The organism is Streptomyces sp. NPDC054866 (assembly GCF_053610745.1).
The window spans coordinates 105,329-119,450 of record NZ_JBSGZA010000006.1 but is presented as its reverse complement, the minus strand read 5'-3'; the positions used below and the strand labels follow the sequence as shown (position 1 = coordinate 119,450).

The window sequence follows — 14,122 nt, the reverse complement described above, 5'->3', positions numbered from 1 at the left end:
CCAGCCCCGCAGCGCACCAAGCACCCGCAGCCGGCCACGCACGCGAGGGGACGTGCCGGTATGTCTGCCCGGAGCACAGCTCCCGAAGACTCCGGAGCCGAAGCACCCCCACGGCCACCGGACGATAGCGAGGACGGACATACCGGCGCGGCCCCGCACCCACACACGGACCAGCCCCGCAGCGCACCACGCACCCCGCAGACGGCAACCCACCACCCCGCAGCCAAAGCAGCCCCACCCCGCCCCGCCCCGCCCCGCCCAAGCCGGACGCTAGTCCACCCGTACTCCCGCCTGCGCCGCAAACGCCGGTGCCAAGTCCATCAGTTGGGCCGTGCTGATCACCGCCCCCGCCAAGCAGTCCAGGCCCCGCATAATGTCCACCTCGGCAGCCGACCGCAGGTCGACCTCCTTCATGCGGGCCCCGCTGAAATCCGCCCCCTTCAGCACGCAGCCCACGAACTCCACCCGCTCCAGCGCCGCCTGCCCGAAGTCCGGCTCCACCAGCACGCAGCCTTCGAAGACGACGTCCTTCAACCGCGCCTTCCGCAGGTTCAGATAGTCGATCTTCCCGCCCCGCACGACCACCCGCTCCAGCACACTCCCGTGCAGCTGAACACCCCCCAGCCGCGCGTCCACCACCTCCACGTCCCGCAGCGAAGCCTCCGCCAGATCGGTGCCGACGCCCCGCAGCTCCGTCAGCACGGAGTCCACGAAGCGCGCCCTGCTGAGCCGTGTCTCCGTCACCCCGCAGCCCGTCACCGCACAGTCCAGGAACAGCGCTCCCCCGCCGTCCTGCCCCGCGAGGTCGAGGTCCCTGAACTCCACCCCGTCATAGTCCCCGTCAGGCTCCAACTCGCCCTCGCCGAACGCCCGCAGCCCAGGCAGCCGCACCTCCGGCCGCCGAGCCTTCTTCACCCCTGCCGCATCCCTCTGCCCATCCCTCTGTCCCATACGCCCATCGTGCACCCACCCACTGACAACGCCGCCGCACGCCCCCGCACCCCGATGTCACATCCCGGGCACCCCCATCCGTCGTACCGAGTGAGCGCAGAAAGCCGCACCCGACCACGACAGGAGCCCACCCCGTGACCACCACCCGCAAGAACCCCAACCCCACCCCCCTCACCATCATCGGCGGCGGCTTCGCCGGCCTCACCGCTGCCATCAGCGCCGCGGAAGCCGGCGCCCGAGTGACCGTCCACGAGGCCCACCACACCCTCGGCGGCCGAGCCCGCACCGCCGAAGGCGCGTACCGCACGAACGAAGGCCCGCACGCCCTCTACAACGGCGGCCCCCACTGGACCTGGCTCAAGCAGCGCGACCTCATCGGCCCCCTCGCCCCCATCCCGCCCCTCGAAGGCACCCGGCTCCGCCTCCACCACCAGGGCAGGCTCCGCCGTACCCCACCCCTCGCGATGCTGAAGCTCCTGCGCCGCAAGCCCGAACAGGCGCCCGTGGACGCGGACTTCATGACCTGGGCCACCGGCGAGGTCGGCGAGGAAGGCGCACGCGCCGCCGCGCACTACATCGCCGTGGCGACGTTCCACCACGACCCCGGCTCCCTCTCCGCCAGGTTCGTCCAGGAGCGCCTGCGCCGCGCCACGAAGCTCCCCCCGGAGGCGCACTACCCGTGCGGCGGCTGGGGCTCGGTCATCGACCGCATGGCGACACTCGCCTGGAACCTCGGCGTACGCGTGGAGACGCTGTCCCGCGTCGACTCCCTCGCCTCGCTCCCCGCCGCAGGCCCGGTCGTCGTCGCCACCTCCCTCCCCGCGGCCCGCGCACTCCTCCAGGACGACGGCCTCCGCTGGGACAGCGCCCGCACCACCCTCGTCGACGTGGCCCTGAGCTCCCGCAAGGGCGACCTCTTCGCGATCTCCGACCTGGACAGGACCGGCTGGGTCGAGCGGTTCACCACCCAGGACCGCAGCCTCGCCCCGGCCGGGCAGGAGCTCATCCAGGGGCAGATCCCGCTCTCCCCCGAGGAGTCCAAGGCGGACGGCGTGGCCCGCGCCGACCACCTGCTCGACCTCGGCTTCCCCGGCTGGCGCGACCGCCTGGTCTGGCGCCGCGACGCCGTGTCCAACGGCCGCACCGGCGCGGTGGACCTGCCGGGCACCACCTGGCGCGACCGCCCCGCGATCGACCGGGGCAACGGCGTCTACCTGGCCGGCGACCAGGTAGCGGCCCCCGGCCTGCTCTCCGAGGTGTCCTTCAACAGCGCCCTCGAAGCGGTGACGCTCGCCCTGACCCACACGAGGCTTGACCTCAAGTCAGCTTGAGGTACGAGGGTGACATCAACGCCCAAATCCCGAAGCCCAGATCCCGAAGCCCAAATCGCGAAGCCCGTAGCCCAAGGAGACAACCAGCCATGCACGCCATCCGCCTGCACACCTTCGGCCCGGCCGAGCACCTCACGTACGAGGAGGCCCCGGACCCCGCACCGGCCCCCGGCCAGGTCCGCGTCGCGGTGACCGCGGCGGGCGTGCATCTCCTGGACACCGCGATCCGCGCGGGAGTCAAGGGCCCGCTCCCCGAACTCCCCGAACTGCCCACCATCCCGGGCCGCGAGGTGGCCGGCACGGTCGACGCCCTCGGCGAAGGAGTCGACGGAAGCTGGCTCGGCAAGCGCGTGGTCGCCCACATCGGCTTCGCCCCCGGAGGCTACGCCGAGCTCGTCGTCACGGAGGCCTCCCGTCTGCACGAGATTCCCGCAAGCCTGGACGACGCACAGGCCGTGGCCCTGATCGGCACGGGCCGTACGACGATGGGAATCCTGCAGTTCACCGAGCTGACCCCCGACTCCGTGGCCGTCATCCCCGCGGCGGCCGGCGGCATCGGCACGCTCCTGGTCCAGTACGCCAAGCACGCGGGCGCCACGGTGATCGGCCTGGCCGGCGGCCCGGAGAAGACGGCCCGGGTCGCGGCGAACGGCGCGGACCTCGCCGTCGACTACAAGAACCCGGAATGGCCGGACGAGGTACGCGCGTACCTGGCGAAGCTCGGCGGCAACGGCGTGCCGGGCGCCACCGTGGTCTTCGACGGAGTGGGCGGCGATGCGGGCCTGGCCGCCGTGGACCTCCTCGCCCCCGGCGGCGCGCACGTCGTCTTCGGCTGGTCGGGCGAGGGCCTGCGCGACGGCGCACCCCTCACCTCCACCGAGGAGCAGCTCGCCACCCGCGGCATCACTCAACTCAACGTCCTGGGCCCGGAGATGATGCGCAGGGCGAGCAGCGACAACCCGATCCGCACCCTGGAGCTCGCGGCGCTCGCCGAAGCGGAGAAGGGCCACTTCACCCCGGCGGTCCAGCGCTACCCCCTGGCGGAGGCGGCAGCGGCCCACGCGGACCTGGAGAACCGCCGCACCACGGGCAAGGTGGTACTGATCCCCTGATGCGCACGCCCCCGGCCAGCTGATTCTCAGGCGCCCCCCAGCCCGGCCAACGCCCCATCCGTCAGCCGATACACGGTCCACTCGTCCTGCGGCAGCGCGCCGAGCGACTTGTAGAAGTTGATCGACGGCTCGTTCCAGTCGAGCACGGACCACTCAAGGCGCTCGTAACCCCGCTCCACACAGATCCGCGCCAGCTCGGTCAGCAGTGCCTTGCCGTGCCCGCCGCCGCGCGCCTCCGGCCGTACGTACAGGTCCTCCAGGTAGATCCCGTGCACACCGCGCCACGTGGAGAAGTTCAGGAACCACAGACAGAACCCGACGGCCTCCCCCGTCGCGTCGTCCTCGGCGATGTGCGCGAACGCGGCGGGCCGCTCGCCGAAGAGCGCTTCGCGCAGCTGCTCCTCGGTGGCCCTTGCCTCGTCGAGAGCCTTCTCGTACTCGGCGAGGTCGCGGACCATGGCGTGGATGACGGGGACGTCGGCAGGCGTGGCGTGACGAATCATGGCCGCAGGCTAACCAGACCGCCCACCGGGACCAACCTGCGTCTCACGACCCGAGCAGCCGCCGCGCGACCTCCAGGTCCTCCTCGTCGGGCTCCCGCTCGTCCTCGATCTCCCACAGCGCGTTCTGCAGGATCCGGGCCAGCGTCCAGGCGCGCGCCCGCTCCCTGTCCAACCCCAGCACCTCGCTCATCGCGTCGAACCGCCACAGCACGTCATCCGGGTCGAAGCGGTTGTTGAGCGCGGGCCAGAGGTCGAAGCCGGGATCCCCGGCCAGCGGCTTCGGGTCGATGGCGAGCCACGGCTCGCGCTCCGCCGCGAGGACGTTCTCGAAGTGCAGGTCCCAGTGCAGCAGCCGGTCACCGGGCTCCCCCACGACCTCGCGCATCGCGCCCCCGCACCGCTCCACGATCGAGCGCTGGACGGGATCGGGGATCGCCTTCAGGGCATCGGGCAGATCGTCGAGCATCTCCCCCGCGATGTCCGCGAGCCGCCGCATCCCCTCCGGCGCGGGCACCGAGGTGAGCCGGGCGAGCAGCTCGGCGATGACGAGAACCGCCTTGTGCGTGTCCTCCATCGTCGACAACATCCGCCCGGAGTCGAGGCGTTCGAGCAGCATCGTGCCCGTGCGGTCGTCGTGGTCGAGCAGCCGCACCGCCCCGTCGCCGTCCCACACCCGGAGCCCGACCGGCTCCCCCTCGGTCTCCTCGTCGAGGAGCTGGAACTTGACCGCGGCAGGAGTGCCGTCCCGCCGCACCACCGGCAGCACGAGCGCGGCCATACCGTGCATCGACGGCCCGTCGACCCTCAGCTCCCACCGCTCGACGAACTCCGCCACGCGCGCGGGCAGCGCCGCGATGAAGGCACGCCCCGGCTCCCCCGCGTACTCGTACTGCGACTCGATCAGCTCGTCCGGAATGCGAATGTCGATCACGCCGGCGACGCTACCGGCGCGGTCGAACCACCGCATGGGAATTTCCCCCCCGGGCCTCGCGCCCCGTAGGCCCTAAATCCCGGAAGCCTTCAGCTCCTTGGCGAACGTGTCCTGGTCGAACAGGGAGTTGCTGTCCGCCTTCTTGCCGTCGATGACGACGGTCGGCGTGCCCTCCATGCCGTCGTCGGTGAAGGACTGCATGGCCTCACCGACCCACTTCTTGTACGTCCCCTTCTTCACGGCCTTGTCGAACTCGGCACCCCGCAGCCCGTCCACCTGGTCGGCGATCTTCAGCAGAAACGCGGGCGTGAAGGCGTCCTCGGTCTCGCTCTCGGGCTGGTTGGCGAAGACCGCGGCGTGGAACTGCGGGAACTTGCCCGCGTCCACCGAGGCCCGCAGCGCGTTCGCCGCGTTCGCCGAGCCGCTGCCGCCGAGGTTCTTGTCGAGGAACGAGGCAATCGTGTACTCGACCTTCACCTTGCCCTCGGCCACCGGCTTCACCAGAGCCTGCGCGCCGGTCTCCTCGAACTTCTTGCAGATCGGGCAGCGCGCGTCCTCGTACAGCTTGACCGTGTGCCCGGCCTTCGGGTCGCCGACCGTGATCACGCCGCCCTTCACCGTGGCGGGCGTCTTCGCGAGCGCGTCGGTCCCGGCCGGCGGCTGCTTCGCCTCGGCGCCGCCGGTGGACGCGGACTCCGAAGCCGACCCCTTGTCGTCACCCCCGCCCGTGAGGTCCTCGGGGCCGCAGGCGGCTGCGCCTCCGGCGACGAGTGCGGTGGCGGCCACCGCGGCGACGATGCGCCCGGCCTTGCGTACGGCCATCTGAAACAGTCCTCCAAGATCTCGGCACGTGCCGCTTCGGCATCGGCCCGTGCCGGATCAACGTATCGGAACGCCCGCCCCCGCACCCCTCCCCAAAGCCCCCACCAGCGCAGTAACGTCCGGCTCATGAGCAGCACGATCAACGGCGGCATCTCGTTCTGGTACGCGGACAACGGCACCCCGGCTCCCCGTGAACCCCTGCCGGGCGACGAGAGTGCCGACGTCTGCATTGTCGGCGGCGGCTACACGGGCCTGTGGACCGCGTACTACCTGAAAAAGGCCGCCCCCTTCCTCCGCATCACCGTCCTTGAGCAGAAGTTCTGCGGCTACGGAGCCTCCGGCCGCAACGGCGGCTGGCTCTACAACGGCATCGCGGGCCGCGACCGCTACGCCCGCCTGCACGGCAGGGACGCGGCGGTCCGCCTCCAGGAGGCGATGAACGACACGGTCGACGAGGTGATCCGCGCCGCCACCGAAGAGTCCATCGACGCGGACATCCACCACGGCGGCGTACTCGAAGTGGCGTACACCCCAGCCCAGTTGGCGCGCCTGAAGGAGTTCCACGCCACGGAACTCGCGTACGGCGAGAAGGACCGCACCCTGCACGGCGCCCGCGAGACGGCCGACCGGGTGCGCGTGGCCGGCGCCGTCGGCTCCACCTGGACACCGCACGGCGCGCGCCTGCACCCGGTGAAGCTGGTGAAGGGCCTCGCGGCGGCCGTCGAAGCACTCGGCGTCACGATCCACGAGTCGACGCCGGTCACGGAGATCAAGCCGAAGCACGCGATCACCCCGTACGGCACGGTCCGCGCCCCGTACATCCTGCGCTGCACGGAGGGCTTCACGGCGTCCCTGAAGGGCCAGCGCCGCACCTGGCTCCCGATGAATTCCTCGATGATCGCAACGGAACCCCTCACGCCCACCCAATGGGAGTCGATCGGCTGGGAGGGCCGCGAGACGCTCGGCGACATGGCGCACGCCTACATGTACGCCCAGCGCACCGCCGACGGCCGCATCGCGCTCGGCGGTCGCGGAGTCCCGTACCGCTTCGGCTCAAAAACGGACAACGACGGCCGCACACAACCCGCCACGATCGAGGCCCTCCACGAAATCCTGACCCGCTTCTTCCCCCAACTGGCCGGAGTGCAGGTCGCCCACGCCTGGTCCGGCGTGCTCGGCGTCCCCCGCGACTGGTGCGCCACAGTCACCCTGGACCGCGCGACAGGCCTCGGCTGGGCAGGCGGCTACGTCGGCTCAGGCGTCGCCACCGCCAACCTCGCGGCCCGCACCCTGCGCGACCTGGTCCAGCAGGACTCGGGCCAGGCAGGCGCCACGGACCTCACCACCCTCCCCTGGGTCAACCACAAGGTCCGCAAGTGGGAGCCGGAGCCGTTCCGCTGGATCGGCGTCCAGGGCATGTACGCGACGTACCGCAGCGCGGACCGCCACGAACTGACCACCCCAACCGCCAAGGCCCCCCGCCTGGCCCGCATCGCGGACCGCCTGTCGGGACGCCACTGACTCACCCACGCAGGTGCGGCCTCAGCGCCCCGGACCACCGGCGTCCACAAGGGGCCGAGCCCCGCCCGACAGCGCCAGCAATGCCGCATGGGACGACGAGCCCGGCTCGGCCGCGTACAGCAACAGCGTCAGCTCCTCGTCGGGCGGCGGCAGCCGCAGCGCCTGGAAGTGCAGTTCCATCAGCCCGTACTCCGGATGCCGGACGCGCTTGATCCCGTGCCCCTTCTCCTCGACCTCCTGCGACTCCCACAACCGTGCGAACTCCGGGCTCCGCTCCCGGAGTTCACCGATCACCACACACAGCCGCTCGCCATCCGGAGTACGGCCGGCCTCGGCACGCAACACGGCGACGATCTCGCGGCGGATCTGCGCCGCCTCCGGATGCGTGGCCTCCGCGTCCGGGTGCAGGAACATCTGCTTGGCGATGTTGCGCTCCTCCGGGGGCAGTTGCGCAAAGTCGCACCCCAGCCTCCCGCCCGGGCGGTTCCACGCCAGAACGTCCATGGCCCGGCCGTAGACCAAGGCCGCGACACCCTCCATCGAGTCGAGCACGACCCGCAGACCGGGCCGTACGACCTGCGGCTCTTCCCGCACCTGCCGCCGCGCGGCCCCGCCGTGCGCCGCCCGGTGCGCCACGTTCCGCAGATACTCGTGCTCGGCAGCGGTCAACCGCAGCCCACGGGCGAGGGCATCAAGCACCTCCGGCGAGACGTTTCCACCGCGGCCCTGCTCGATGCGCGTGTAGTACTCCACGCTGATCCCCGTCAGGCGGGCGGCCTCCTCGCGGCGCAGCCCGCGCACCCTTCGCCGCGTCCCGCCCGACGGCAGACCGAACTCGGCCGGGTCCAGGGCTGCCCTGCGGGCCTTCAAGAACGCATTGATCTCCGGCTCGGCATGCATCCGGCCATTCTCCGGCATGCCCCGCCCAACCAGGCCCTGCGGGTACCAGGCCCCGCCGGGCCTGGCAGGCGCCGGGACCGGCGGGCAAGGTCGAGCACAAGACCAGGTGATCACTCACGACACCAGCTGCACGCAGGACAGAAGGACAGGGGAGCATTCATGAACCGCAGGATTCTCGGCGGCACCGGCATTTCCGTCAGCGAGTACACCCTCGGCACGATGATGCTCGGCGCGTGGGGCACCAAGGACCACGACGAGGCAGTCCGCATCGTGCACACCGCTCTCGACGCGGGCATCAACACCCTCGACACCGCCGACATGTACTCCGACGGCGAGTCCGAGGTGATCGTCGGGAAGGCCCTCAAGGGCCGCCGGGACGACGTCGTCCTCGCAAGCAAGTTCAGCAACCCGATGGGCACGGACGCCAACCAACGGGGCGCTTCCCGCCGTTACATCATCCGCGCCGTCGAGGACAGCCTGCGCCGCCTGGACACCGACTGGATCGACGTCTACCAAGTGCACCGCCCCGATCCGGACACCGACATCGACGAGACCCTGTCGGCGCTGTCGGACCTGGTGCGCTCCGGCAAGGTCCGGGCGATCGGCTCCTCCACATTTCCCGCCGGTGAGATCGTCGAGGCCCAGTGGGTCGCCGAGAAGCGCGGCCACGTCCGCTTCCGCAGCGAGCAACCGCCGTACTCGATCCTGGCCCGCGCCATCGAGCGGGACGTGCTTCCCACCGCGCAGAAGTACGGCATGGGCGTCCTCACCTGGAGCCCCCTCGCGGGCGGCTGGCTGTCCGGCAAGTACGGCGGACCGGACGGCGCGACCCCCGGCGAAGCCACCCGCTCGAATTTCCTGCCGCAGCTGTTCGACACCAACCTGCCCGGCAACGCCGCCAAGCTCACCGCGGTCACCGAGCTCCGAAAGGTGGCCGCCGACGCCGGCCTGACGCTGCCCGCTCTGGCCACCGGGTTCGTCCTTTCGCACCCCGCCATCACTTCCGTGATCATCGGCCCCCGCACCCACGACCAGCTCACCTCGCTGCTCGGCGCCGCGGGAACGGTCCTGAGCGGCGACATCCTCGACCGCATCGACGAGATCGTGCCTCCCGGCACCGACCTCAACCGCGACGTCACCCACTACGACCCGCCCGCGCTCACGAACAAGACGCTGCGCCGCCGCTGACAGGGCAGGAACTCGACGCCGGGTACGAGAGGTACTTCGCGACGCAGAGAAGCCCAGGTCAGATGCGATCTGACCTGGGCTTTTCGAGCCCCCTGTCGGATTCGAACCGACGACCTACGCATTACAAGTGCGTTGCTCTGGCCATCTGAGCTAAGGAGGCATGCAGCGTCGTGCCCGAGCAGTCTAACCAACGCCGCACGTGCCCCCGTCGAAAATTCCTCGAACGTCGCAGGCGCAGGACTACTGACAGACCGATGACCCCCGGGGTACGGTCACGAGCAGTTCGCTCAGGTGGACTACACCACTCCTCTCTTTACAACGGATCGTCCGGCACGTTCCTGCCGGTGAAGGGGGCCCTCACCATGGCCACTGTTTCGTTCGACAAGGCGACCCGCATCTATCCGGGTGGCGACAAGCCCGCCGTCGATCAGCTCGAACTCGACGTCGCGGACGGCGAGTTCCTCGTCCTCGTCGGTCCCTCCGGCTGCGGAAAGTCCACCTCCCTGCGCATGCTCGCGGGCCTGGAGGACGTGAACGCCGGCGCCATCCGCATCGGTGAGCGCGACGTCACTCACCTGCCGCCCAAGGACCGGGACATCGCCATGGTGTTCCAGAACTACGCGCTCTACCCGCACATGACGGTCGCCGACAACATGGGCTTCGCCCTGAAGATCGCGGGCGTCAACAAGGCCGAGATCCGCCAGAAGGTCGAGGACGCGGCGAAGATCCTCGACCTCACGGACTACCTGGCCCGCAAGCCGAAGGCGCTCTCCGGCGGTCAGCGCCAGCGTGTGGCGATGGGCCGCGCCATCGTGCGTGAGCCCCAGGTCTTCCTCATGGACGAGCCGCTGTCGAACCTCGACGCCAAGCTCCGTGTCTCGACCCGTACGCAGATCGCGAGCCTCCAGCGGCGCCTCGGCATCACCACCGTGTACGTCACCCACGACCAGGTCGAGGCCATGACCATGGGCGACCGTGTGGCCGTGCTGAAGGACGGTCTGCTCCAGCAGGTCGACTCGCCGCGCAACATGTACGACCGCCCGGCCAACCTCTTCGTCGCGGGCTTCATCGGCTCCCCCGCCATGAACCTCGTCGAGGTCCCGATCACCGACGGCGGCGTGAAGTTCGGCAACTCCGTCGTGCCGGTCAACCGCGAGGCGCTGTCCGCCGCGGCCGACAAGGGCGACCGCACGGTCACGGTCGGCGTCCGCCCGGAGCACTTCGACATCGTCGAGCAGGACGGCGCCACCGCGAAGTCCCTCTCCAAGGAGACCGAGGACGCCCCGGCGGGCCTCGCCGTCTCCGTGAACGTCGTCGAGGAGCTCGGCGCCGACGGCTACGTCTACGGCTCCGCGGAGGTCGGCGGCGAGCACAAGGACCTCGTGGTCCGCGTGAACGGCCGCCGGGTCCCGGAGAAGGGCACGGAGCTGCACGTCGTGCCCCGTCCGGGCGAGATCCACGTGTTCTCGACGTCGACGGGCGAGCGCCTCACCGACTGACGACCGGCCCCACCAGCATGCGCAGGGCCCCGCACTCCGGTGCGGGGCCCTGCACGTGCGTCCACGTTGTCGACAAATACCCCGGCAGACCGGTCATTTCTCCTCGCGCTCGTCAACACCGCTCCAGAGAAACCTCATTCTCCGTCGCTCGACCGAGTGACGTAATGTCGCCAAATCATCACCGACCGCTACGCTCACTCGCGTGACGCACTCCGCCAACTACACCCAGAAGCCGCGCCGAGCCCACCGAGGCCCCGCCCGACGCATCGGCCGCACGCTCGCCCTCGTCCTTCCCGTGATGCTGGTGCTCTCCGGGACCCTCGCGGTCACCAGCGTCAACTGGTCCGGAAACTCCTCGGATTCGATGCTCACCGCATCCGCCGACGATCTTTCCGCACCGGCCAAGTCCCGCGCACCGCAGGACATCCTGCGCGACCGGCTGCTCCTGGAGCTCCAGGAGAGGAACCCCGGCGTCGCGCTCACCCACCTCCAGCAGGAGGTGAACCGCCACCCGTCGCTCGCCAAGCACTGCGTCTCCATCGCCCGTGCCCTCGGCCGCGCGGCCGTCCGGGCGTACGGCCCGACACGCGCCCAGTCGTACGCCCGCCCGGTCTGCGACACGTCCTTCGCGACGGGCGTCGCGGCACAGTCGTCTTGAGCCGACCGGCGATCGAGGACCGGGGTCCGGGACGGAGCCGAGCGCCGTCCGCATATCGTGCGGTACATGACCTCTGACCCGCACCCCGTCCAAGCCGTCGTCCTGGCCGGAGGCCAAGGCTCACGCCTCCGTCCGTACACCGACGACCGGCCCAAGCCGATGGTCGAGATCCCCGGCACGGGGACCCCGATCATCGGCCATCAGCTTTCCTGGCTGGCGGCCGAGGGCGTGACGGACGCCGTCGTCTCCTGCGGCCATCTCGCCGAAGTGCTCCAGGAGTGGCTGGAGTCGGCGGACCTCCCGCTGAACGTCACCACGGTGGTCGAGAACGAGCCCCTGGGCCGCGGCGGCGGCCTGAAGTACGCCGCACGCCACCTCCCGCACGCGGACCGCCCCTGGTACGCGACGAACGGCGACATCTGGACCCGCTTCTCGCTGCGCGACATGGCGGCCTTCCACGCCGAGCGCGACGCCACCGCGACCCTCGCCCTGGCCCGCCCCCGCATCCCGTGGGGCGCCGTCGAGACGGACGCGTTCGGCCACATCACGGACTTCATCGAGTCCCCGCCGTCCCCGTACCTGATCAACGCGGGCGTGTACGTCTTCTCCGCCTCGTTCACCTCGCTCCTGCCCGACCGCGGCGACCACGAGCGCACCACGTTCCCGCGCCTGGCCCGCGAGAAGAGCCTGGCGGGCTTCCCGCTGCCGCAGGGCGCGTACTGGCGGGCGATCGACACCGCGAAGGACCTGACGGAAGCGGCCAAGGAGCTCGCGGCACAGAGCGGTTGAGAGTCTTTCCGCGTATGTACGTCGACGGGGCCCCGCACAGTGACTGTGCGGGGCCCCGTTCGCGTACGGGCCAGGAGCCGGCTCAGCCGCCGCCCAGCAGCCCGCCCACGAGCCGGTCGTTGCCGCCGCCCGTGCTGCCGCCGCTCGCGCCGCTCTCGGGCGCCGCGCCGCCGCTGCCGCCGCTGGACGTGGGCCCTGCGGTGGCCGACGTCGGAGGCTGCTGGGGCGCCGCCTCCTGCGGCGGTGCCTGACCGGTGGTGCCCTGTGTCTGGCTCGGCTGCCCCTGGCCCGCGCCCGCGGCGGCGGACTCGCGCGCCGCGCCCGGAGTGGTCGCCGCGGCGCCCTGCGTGGGGCTGGCGGAACTCCCCTGCGTCGGCGCCCCGGAGGAGGCCGTGGGGCTCTGCGACTGGCCCTGGCGCTGGCGCTGCTTCCCGGGCTCCTCCGGAAGCGGTGAGCCGGGCAGTTCGTTGCGCGGGGCCTCGCCGGGTCCCGGCACGGTCACGCGGTCGGCGTCGCGCACGGCACCGCCGAGCATCGAACCGATGAGCAGCGTGAGGCCGACGACGAGGGCGCCGATGAGCGCGCCGCGCCGCAGCACGCGGCGCCGCAGGTCCCAGATGTGCACGCGCGGTCCGAGCGTCCGCCAGGCCTCGCCCGCGAGGCGTCCGTCGACGGAGTAGACGGGCGCGCCGGCGATGATCAGCGGCGACCATGCGGCCAGATAGATGATGTCGGGCGCGTCGTAGGCGGGGACGGTCTTCCAGCTGACGGTGACGATGAGCGCGGCGGACAGGAGCACGCCGACACTGGCCGCGACCCGCTGCCAGAGCCCGAGCACCGTGAGTACGCCGACGATGATCTGAAGGAAGGCGATGCAGAGTCCGGCGCCCACCGGGTGCTGGAGGGCGAAGTCACGCAGCGGCTCGGCGAGTGCCCAGGGGTGCAGCGAGTTGAGCCACTTGACCATGGAGCCGCGGTCGCCGCCGTCGAAGTACACGGGGTCGCAGAGCTTGCCCATGCCGGCGTAGATGGAGATGAACCCGAGGAAGACGCGCAGCGGGAGCAGCACGACGCCGAGGTTCATGCGGCGGCCGGGGTAGTAGGCGTGCCGCACGGGGTCGGCCCCGTGCCGCCTCACGACCTGGCGGTCGCCCGTGTCGTCGAAGTCGTCGTCGAACTCGTCGTCGTCATAGGGGAGTTGTTCGTCGAGGTCGCTCTCCGGCATCGGCATGCGCGGAATGAGCCGGGTGTCGGAGTCGGGATGACGAGGACCGATGACGGCAGGCGTGGCCTGCGTACTCTCGAGATCGTCGTCGACGTCGATGCGGGGGATGACCTGCGTGGCACCTCCGTCGTCGTAGGAGGTGCTCCCGGCGCCCCCGGCCTCGGCCGAATGGCGCACGCCGGTTCCGCGCACGGCCTGCAGCAGTCCGGTGGCTCCGGGGTCGCCCGGCTCGGACTTCCCGCTCCAGACGACGGGCGAGCGGCGCCGTGCGGCGGAGCCGGCTGCGGGGATACGCACGGTGTCATCGGCATTGCTCAAGTGCCGTGCGATACGCGGGGATTGGGTCCGCTGCGCGGTGGGGAGCTGCACGCGGAAGCTCGCGTGGTTCACGATGACCTGCGCCGGGTCGCTCGGCACCTTCACCATGCTCAGCGCGGGAGCTTCGTCGAACCCTGACGAGCTTCCCCCCGTGGGATTGCGGGGCGTTCTGGTGTCCACACTCATCTAACCGAGTGATGTGTGTTTAGGACACTGCCTTGACCGCGTGGAAATGTCCGGACCGCGTCAAGATCTTCGCCGGGCGTGGGGCGCCCCCCGGGCACCCGGGGGGGCGCCCGGCGGGGGGGGGGGGTAAAACCGCCCCCGGGCCCCACGCAGAGCACCAACCCAGCCCCCCCCCCCCCCGTAAAGGC

13 protein-coding genes and 1 tRNA gene are annotated in these 14,122 nt (G+C 71.0%); 7 read left to right on the top strand and 7 right to left on the bottom strand.

The annotated features are described in order from the left end of the window. Window positions 1-270: 270 nt before the first annotated feature. The gene (locus ACWGI2_RS28665; RefSeq protein ID WP_453698423.1) at window positions 271-951 is read right to left on the bottom strand and encodes a pentapeptide repeat-containing protein; all 681 of its coding nucleotides are present in this window, start codon (window positions 949-951) and stop codon (window positions 271-273) included. Between the two features lie 134 nt (window positions 952-1,085). Here ACWGI2_RS28665 and ACWGI2_RS28660 point away from each other — a divergent pair, with 134 nt between their 5' ends. Beyond that, a complete protein-coding gene (locus tag ACWGI2_RS28660; RefSeq protein ID WP_453698421.1) occupies window positions 1,086-2,282 on the top strand; it encodes an FAD-dependent oxidoreductase in 1,197 nt (398 codons plus the stop codon). An 89-nt stretch (window positions 2,283-2,371) separates the two neighbouring features. Then, the gene (locus ACWGI2_RS28655; RefSeq protein ID WP_453698420.1) at window positions 2,372-3,394 is read left to right on the top strand and encodes a zinc-binding dehydrogenase; all 1,023 of its coding nucleotides are present in this window, start codon (window positions 2,372-2,374) and stop codon (window positions 3,392-3,394) included. A gap of 26 nt (window positions 3,395-3,420) precedes the next feature. Here the strand turns inward: ACWGI2_RS28655 and ACWGI2_RS28650 are convergent, their stop codons facing one another. Genes ACWGI2_RS28650 through ACWGI2_RS28640 form a run of 3 tightly spaced genes read right to left on the bottom strand, consistent with a single transcriptional unit; the run spans window position 3,421 to window position 5,650 of the window. Further along, complete coding sequence (locus ACWGI2_RS28650) at window positions 3,421-3,897, bottom strand: N-acetyltransferase family protein (protein WP_453698419.1); 477 nt, start codon at window positions 3,895-3,897, stop codon at window positions 3,421-3,423. A gap of 43 nt (window positions 3,898-3,940) precedes the next feature. Next, window positions 3,941-4,864 (bottom strand): aminoglycoside phosphotransferase family protein, encoded by a 924-nt coding sequence (locus ACWGI2_RS28645; RefSeq protein WP_453698418.1) that lies wholly within the window; start codon window positions 4,862-4,864, stop codon window positions 3,941-3,943. A gap of 36 nt (window positions 4,865-4,900) precedes the next feature. Beyond that, the gene (locus ACWGI2_RS28640) at window positions 4,901-5,650 is read right to left on the bottom strand and encodes a DsbA family protein (protein WP_453698417.1); all 750 of its coding nucleotides are present in this window, start codon (window positions 5,648-5,650) and stop codon (window positions 4,901-4,903) included. Window positions 5,651-5,776: 126 nt separating this feature from the next. On the opposite strand from ACWGI2_RS28640, the gene ACWGI2_RS28635 reads away from it, so the two are divergent. Then, window positions 5,777-7,171, top strand: a complete 1,395-nt coding sequence (locus tag ACWGI2_RS28635) for an NAD(P)/FAD-dependent oxidoreductase (RefSeq protein WP_453400731.1) — start codon at window positions 5,777-5,779, stop codon at window positions 7,169-7,171. Window positions 7,172-7,192: 21 nt separating this feature from the next. On the opposite strand, the gene ACWGI2_RS28630 is transcribed toward ACWGI2_RS28635, so the two are convergent. Next, window positions 7,193-8,071 carry a helix-turn-helix transcriptional regulator gene (locus ACWGI2_RS28630; protein ID WP_453698415.1) on the bottom strand — a complete coding sequence of 293 codons (879 nt, stop codon included), beginning with the start codon at window positions 8,069-8,071 and terminating at the stop codon, window positions 7,193-7,195. A gap of 159 nt (window positions 8,072-8,230) precedes the next feature. Between ACWGI2_RS28630 and ACWGI2_RS28625 the strand changes: the two genes are divergently transcribed. After that, complete coding sequence (locus tag ACWGI2_RS28625; RefSeq protein WP_453698413.1) at window positions 8,231-9,259, top strand: aldo/keto reductase; 1,029 nt, start codon at window positions 8,231-8,233, stop codon at window positions 9,257-9,259. Window positions 9,260-9,345: 86 nt separating this feature from the next. Here the strand turns inward: ACWGI2_RS28625 and ACWGI2_RS28620 are convergent. Then, window positions 9,346-9,419, bottom strand: a tRNA-Thr gene (locus ACWGI2_RS28620). Window positions 9,420-9,621: 202 nt separating this feature from the next. On the opposite strand from ACWGI2_RS28620, the gene ACWGI2_RS28615 reads away from it, so the two are divergent. The 3 genes from ACWGI2_RS28615 to ACWGI2_RS28605 all read left to right on the top strand — a co-directional run bounded on the left by ACWGI2_RS28615 (window position 9,622) and on the right by ACWGI2_RS28605 (window position 12,205). After that, window positions 9,622-10,758, top strand: a complete 1,137-nt coding sequence (locus tag ACWGI2_RS28615) for an ABC transporter ATP-binding protein (protein ID WP_453400734.1) — start codon at window positions 9,622-9,624, stop codon at window positions 10,756-10,758. Between the two features lie 202 nt (window positions 10,759-10,960). Further along, a complete protein-coding gene (locus tag ACWGI2_RS28610; RefSeq protein WP_453698412.1) occupies window positions 10,961-11,416 on the top strand; it encodes a hypothetical protein in 456 nt (151 codons plus the stop codon). A gap of 66 nt (window positions 11,417-11,482) precedes the next feature. Further along, window positions 11,483-12,205 (top strand): nucleotidyltransferase family protein, encoded by a 723-nt coding sequence (locus ACWGI2_RS28605; RefSeq protein ID WP_453698411.1) that lies wholly within the window; start codon window positions 11,483-11,485, stop codon window positions 12,203-12,205. Window positions 12,206-12,287: 82 nt separating this feature from the next. Here ACWGI2_RS28605 and ACWGI2_RS28600 read toward each other — a convergent pair whose 3' ends face one another. Further along, a complete protein-coding gene (locus ACWGI2_RS28600; RefSeq protein WP_453400737.1) occupies window positions 12,288-13,934 on the bottom strand; it encodes a DoxX family protein in 1,647 nt (548 codons plus the stop codon). Between the last annotated feature and the right edge of the window lie 188 nt (window positions 13,935-14,122).

Excerpts from the sequence above, each read along its gene's own strand:
- ACWGI2_RS28605 (WP_453698411.1), top strand. The coding sequence starts at position 11,483 with ATGACCTCTGACCCGCACCCCGTCCAAGCCGTCGTCCTGGCCGGAGGC.
- ACWGI2_RS28645 (WP_453698418.1), bottom strand. The coding sequence starts at position 4,864 with ATGCGGTGGTTCGACCGCGCCGGTAGCGTCGCCGGCGTGATCGACATT.
- ACWGI2_RS28665 (WP_453698423.1), bottom strand. The coding sequence starts at position 951 with ATGGGACAGAGGGATGGGCAGAGGGATGCGGCAGGGGTGAAGAAGGCT.
- ACWGI2_RS28635 (WP_453400731.1), top strand. The coding sequence starts at position 5,777 with ATGAGCAGCACGATCAACGGCGGCATCTCGTTCTGGTACGCGGACAAC.
- ACWGI2_RS28615 (WP_453400734.1), top strand. The coding sequence starts at position 9,622 with ATGGCCACTGTTTCGTTCGACAAGGCGACCCGCATCTATCCGGGTGGC.
- ACWGI2_RS28640 (WP_453698417.1), bottom strand. The coding sequence starts at position 5,650 with ATGGCCGTACGCAAGGCCGGGCGCATCGTCGCCGCGGTGGCCGCCACC.
- ACWGI2_RS28655 (WP_453698420.1), top strand. The coding sequence starts at position 2,372 with ATGCACGCCATCCGCCTGCACACCTTCGGCCCGGCCGAGCACCTCACG.
- ACWGI2_RS28650 (WP_453698419.1), bottom strand. The coding sequence starts at position 3,897 with ATGATTCGTCACGCCACGCCTGCCGACGTCCCCGTCATCCACGCCATG.
- ACWGI2_RS28600 (WP_453400737.1), bottom strand. The coding sequence starts at position 13,934 with ATGAGTGTGGACACCAGAACGCCCCGCAATCCCACGGGGGGAAGCTCG.
- ACWGI2_RS28630 (WP_453698415.1), bottom strand. The coding sequence starts at position 8,071 with ATGCATGCCGAGCCGGAGATCAATGCGTTCTTGAAGGCCCGCAGGGCA.
- ACWGI2_RS28625 (WP_453698413.1), top strand. The coding sequence starts at position 8,231 with ATGAACCGCAGGATTCTCGGCGGCACCGGCATTTCCGTCAGCGAGTAC.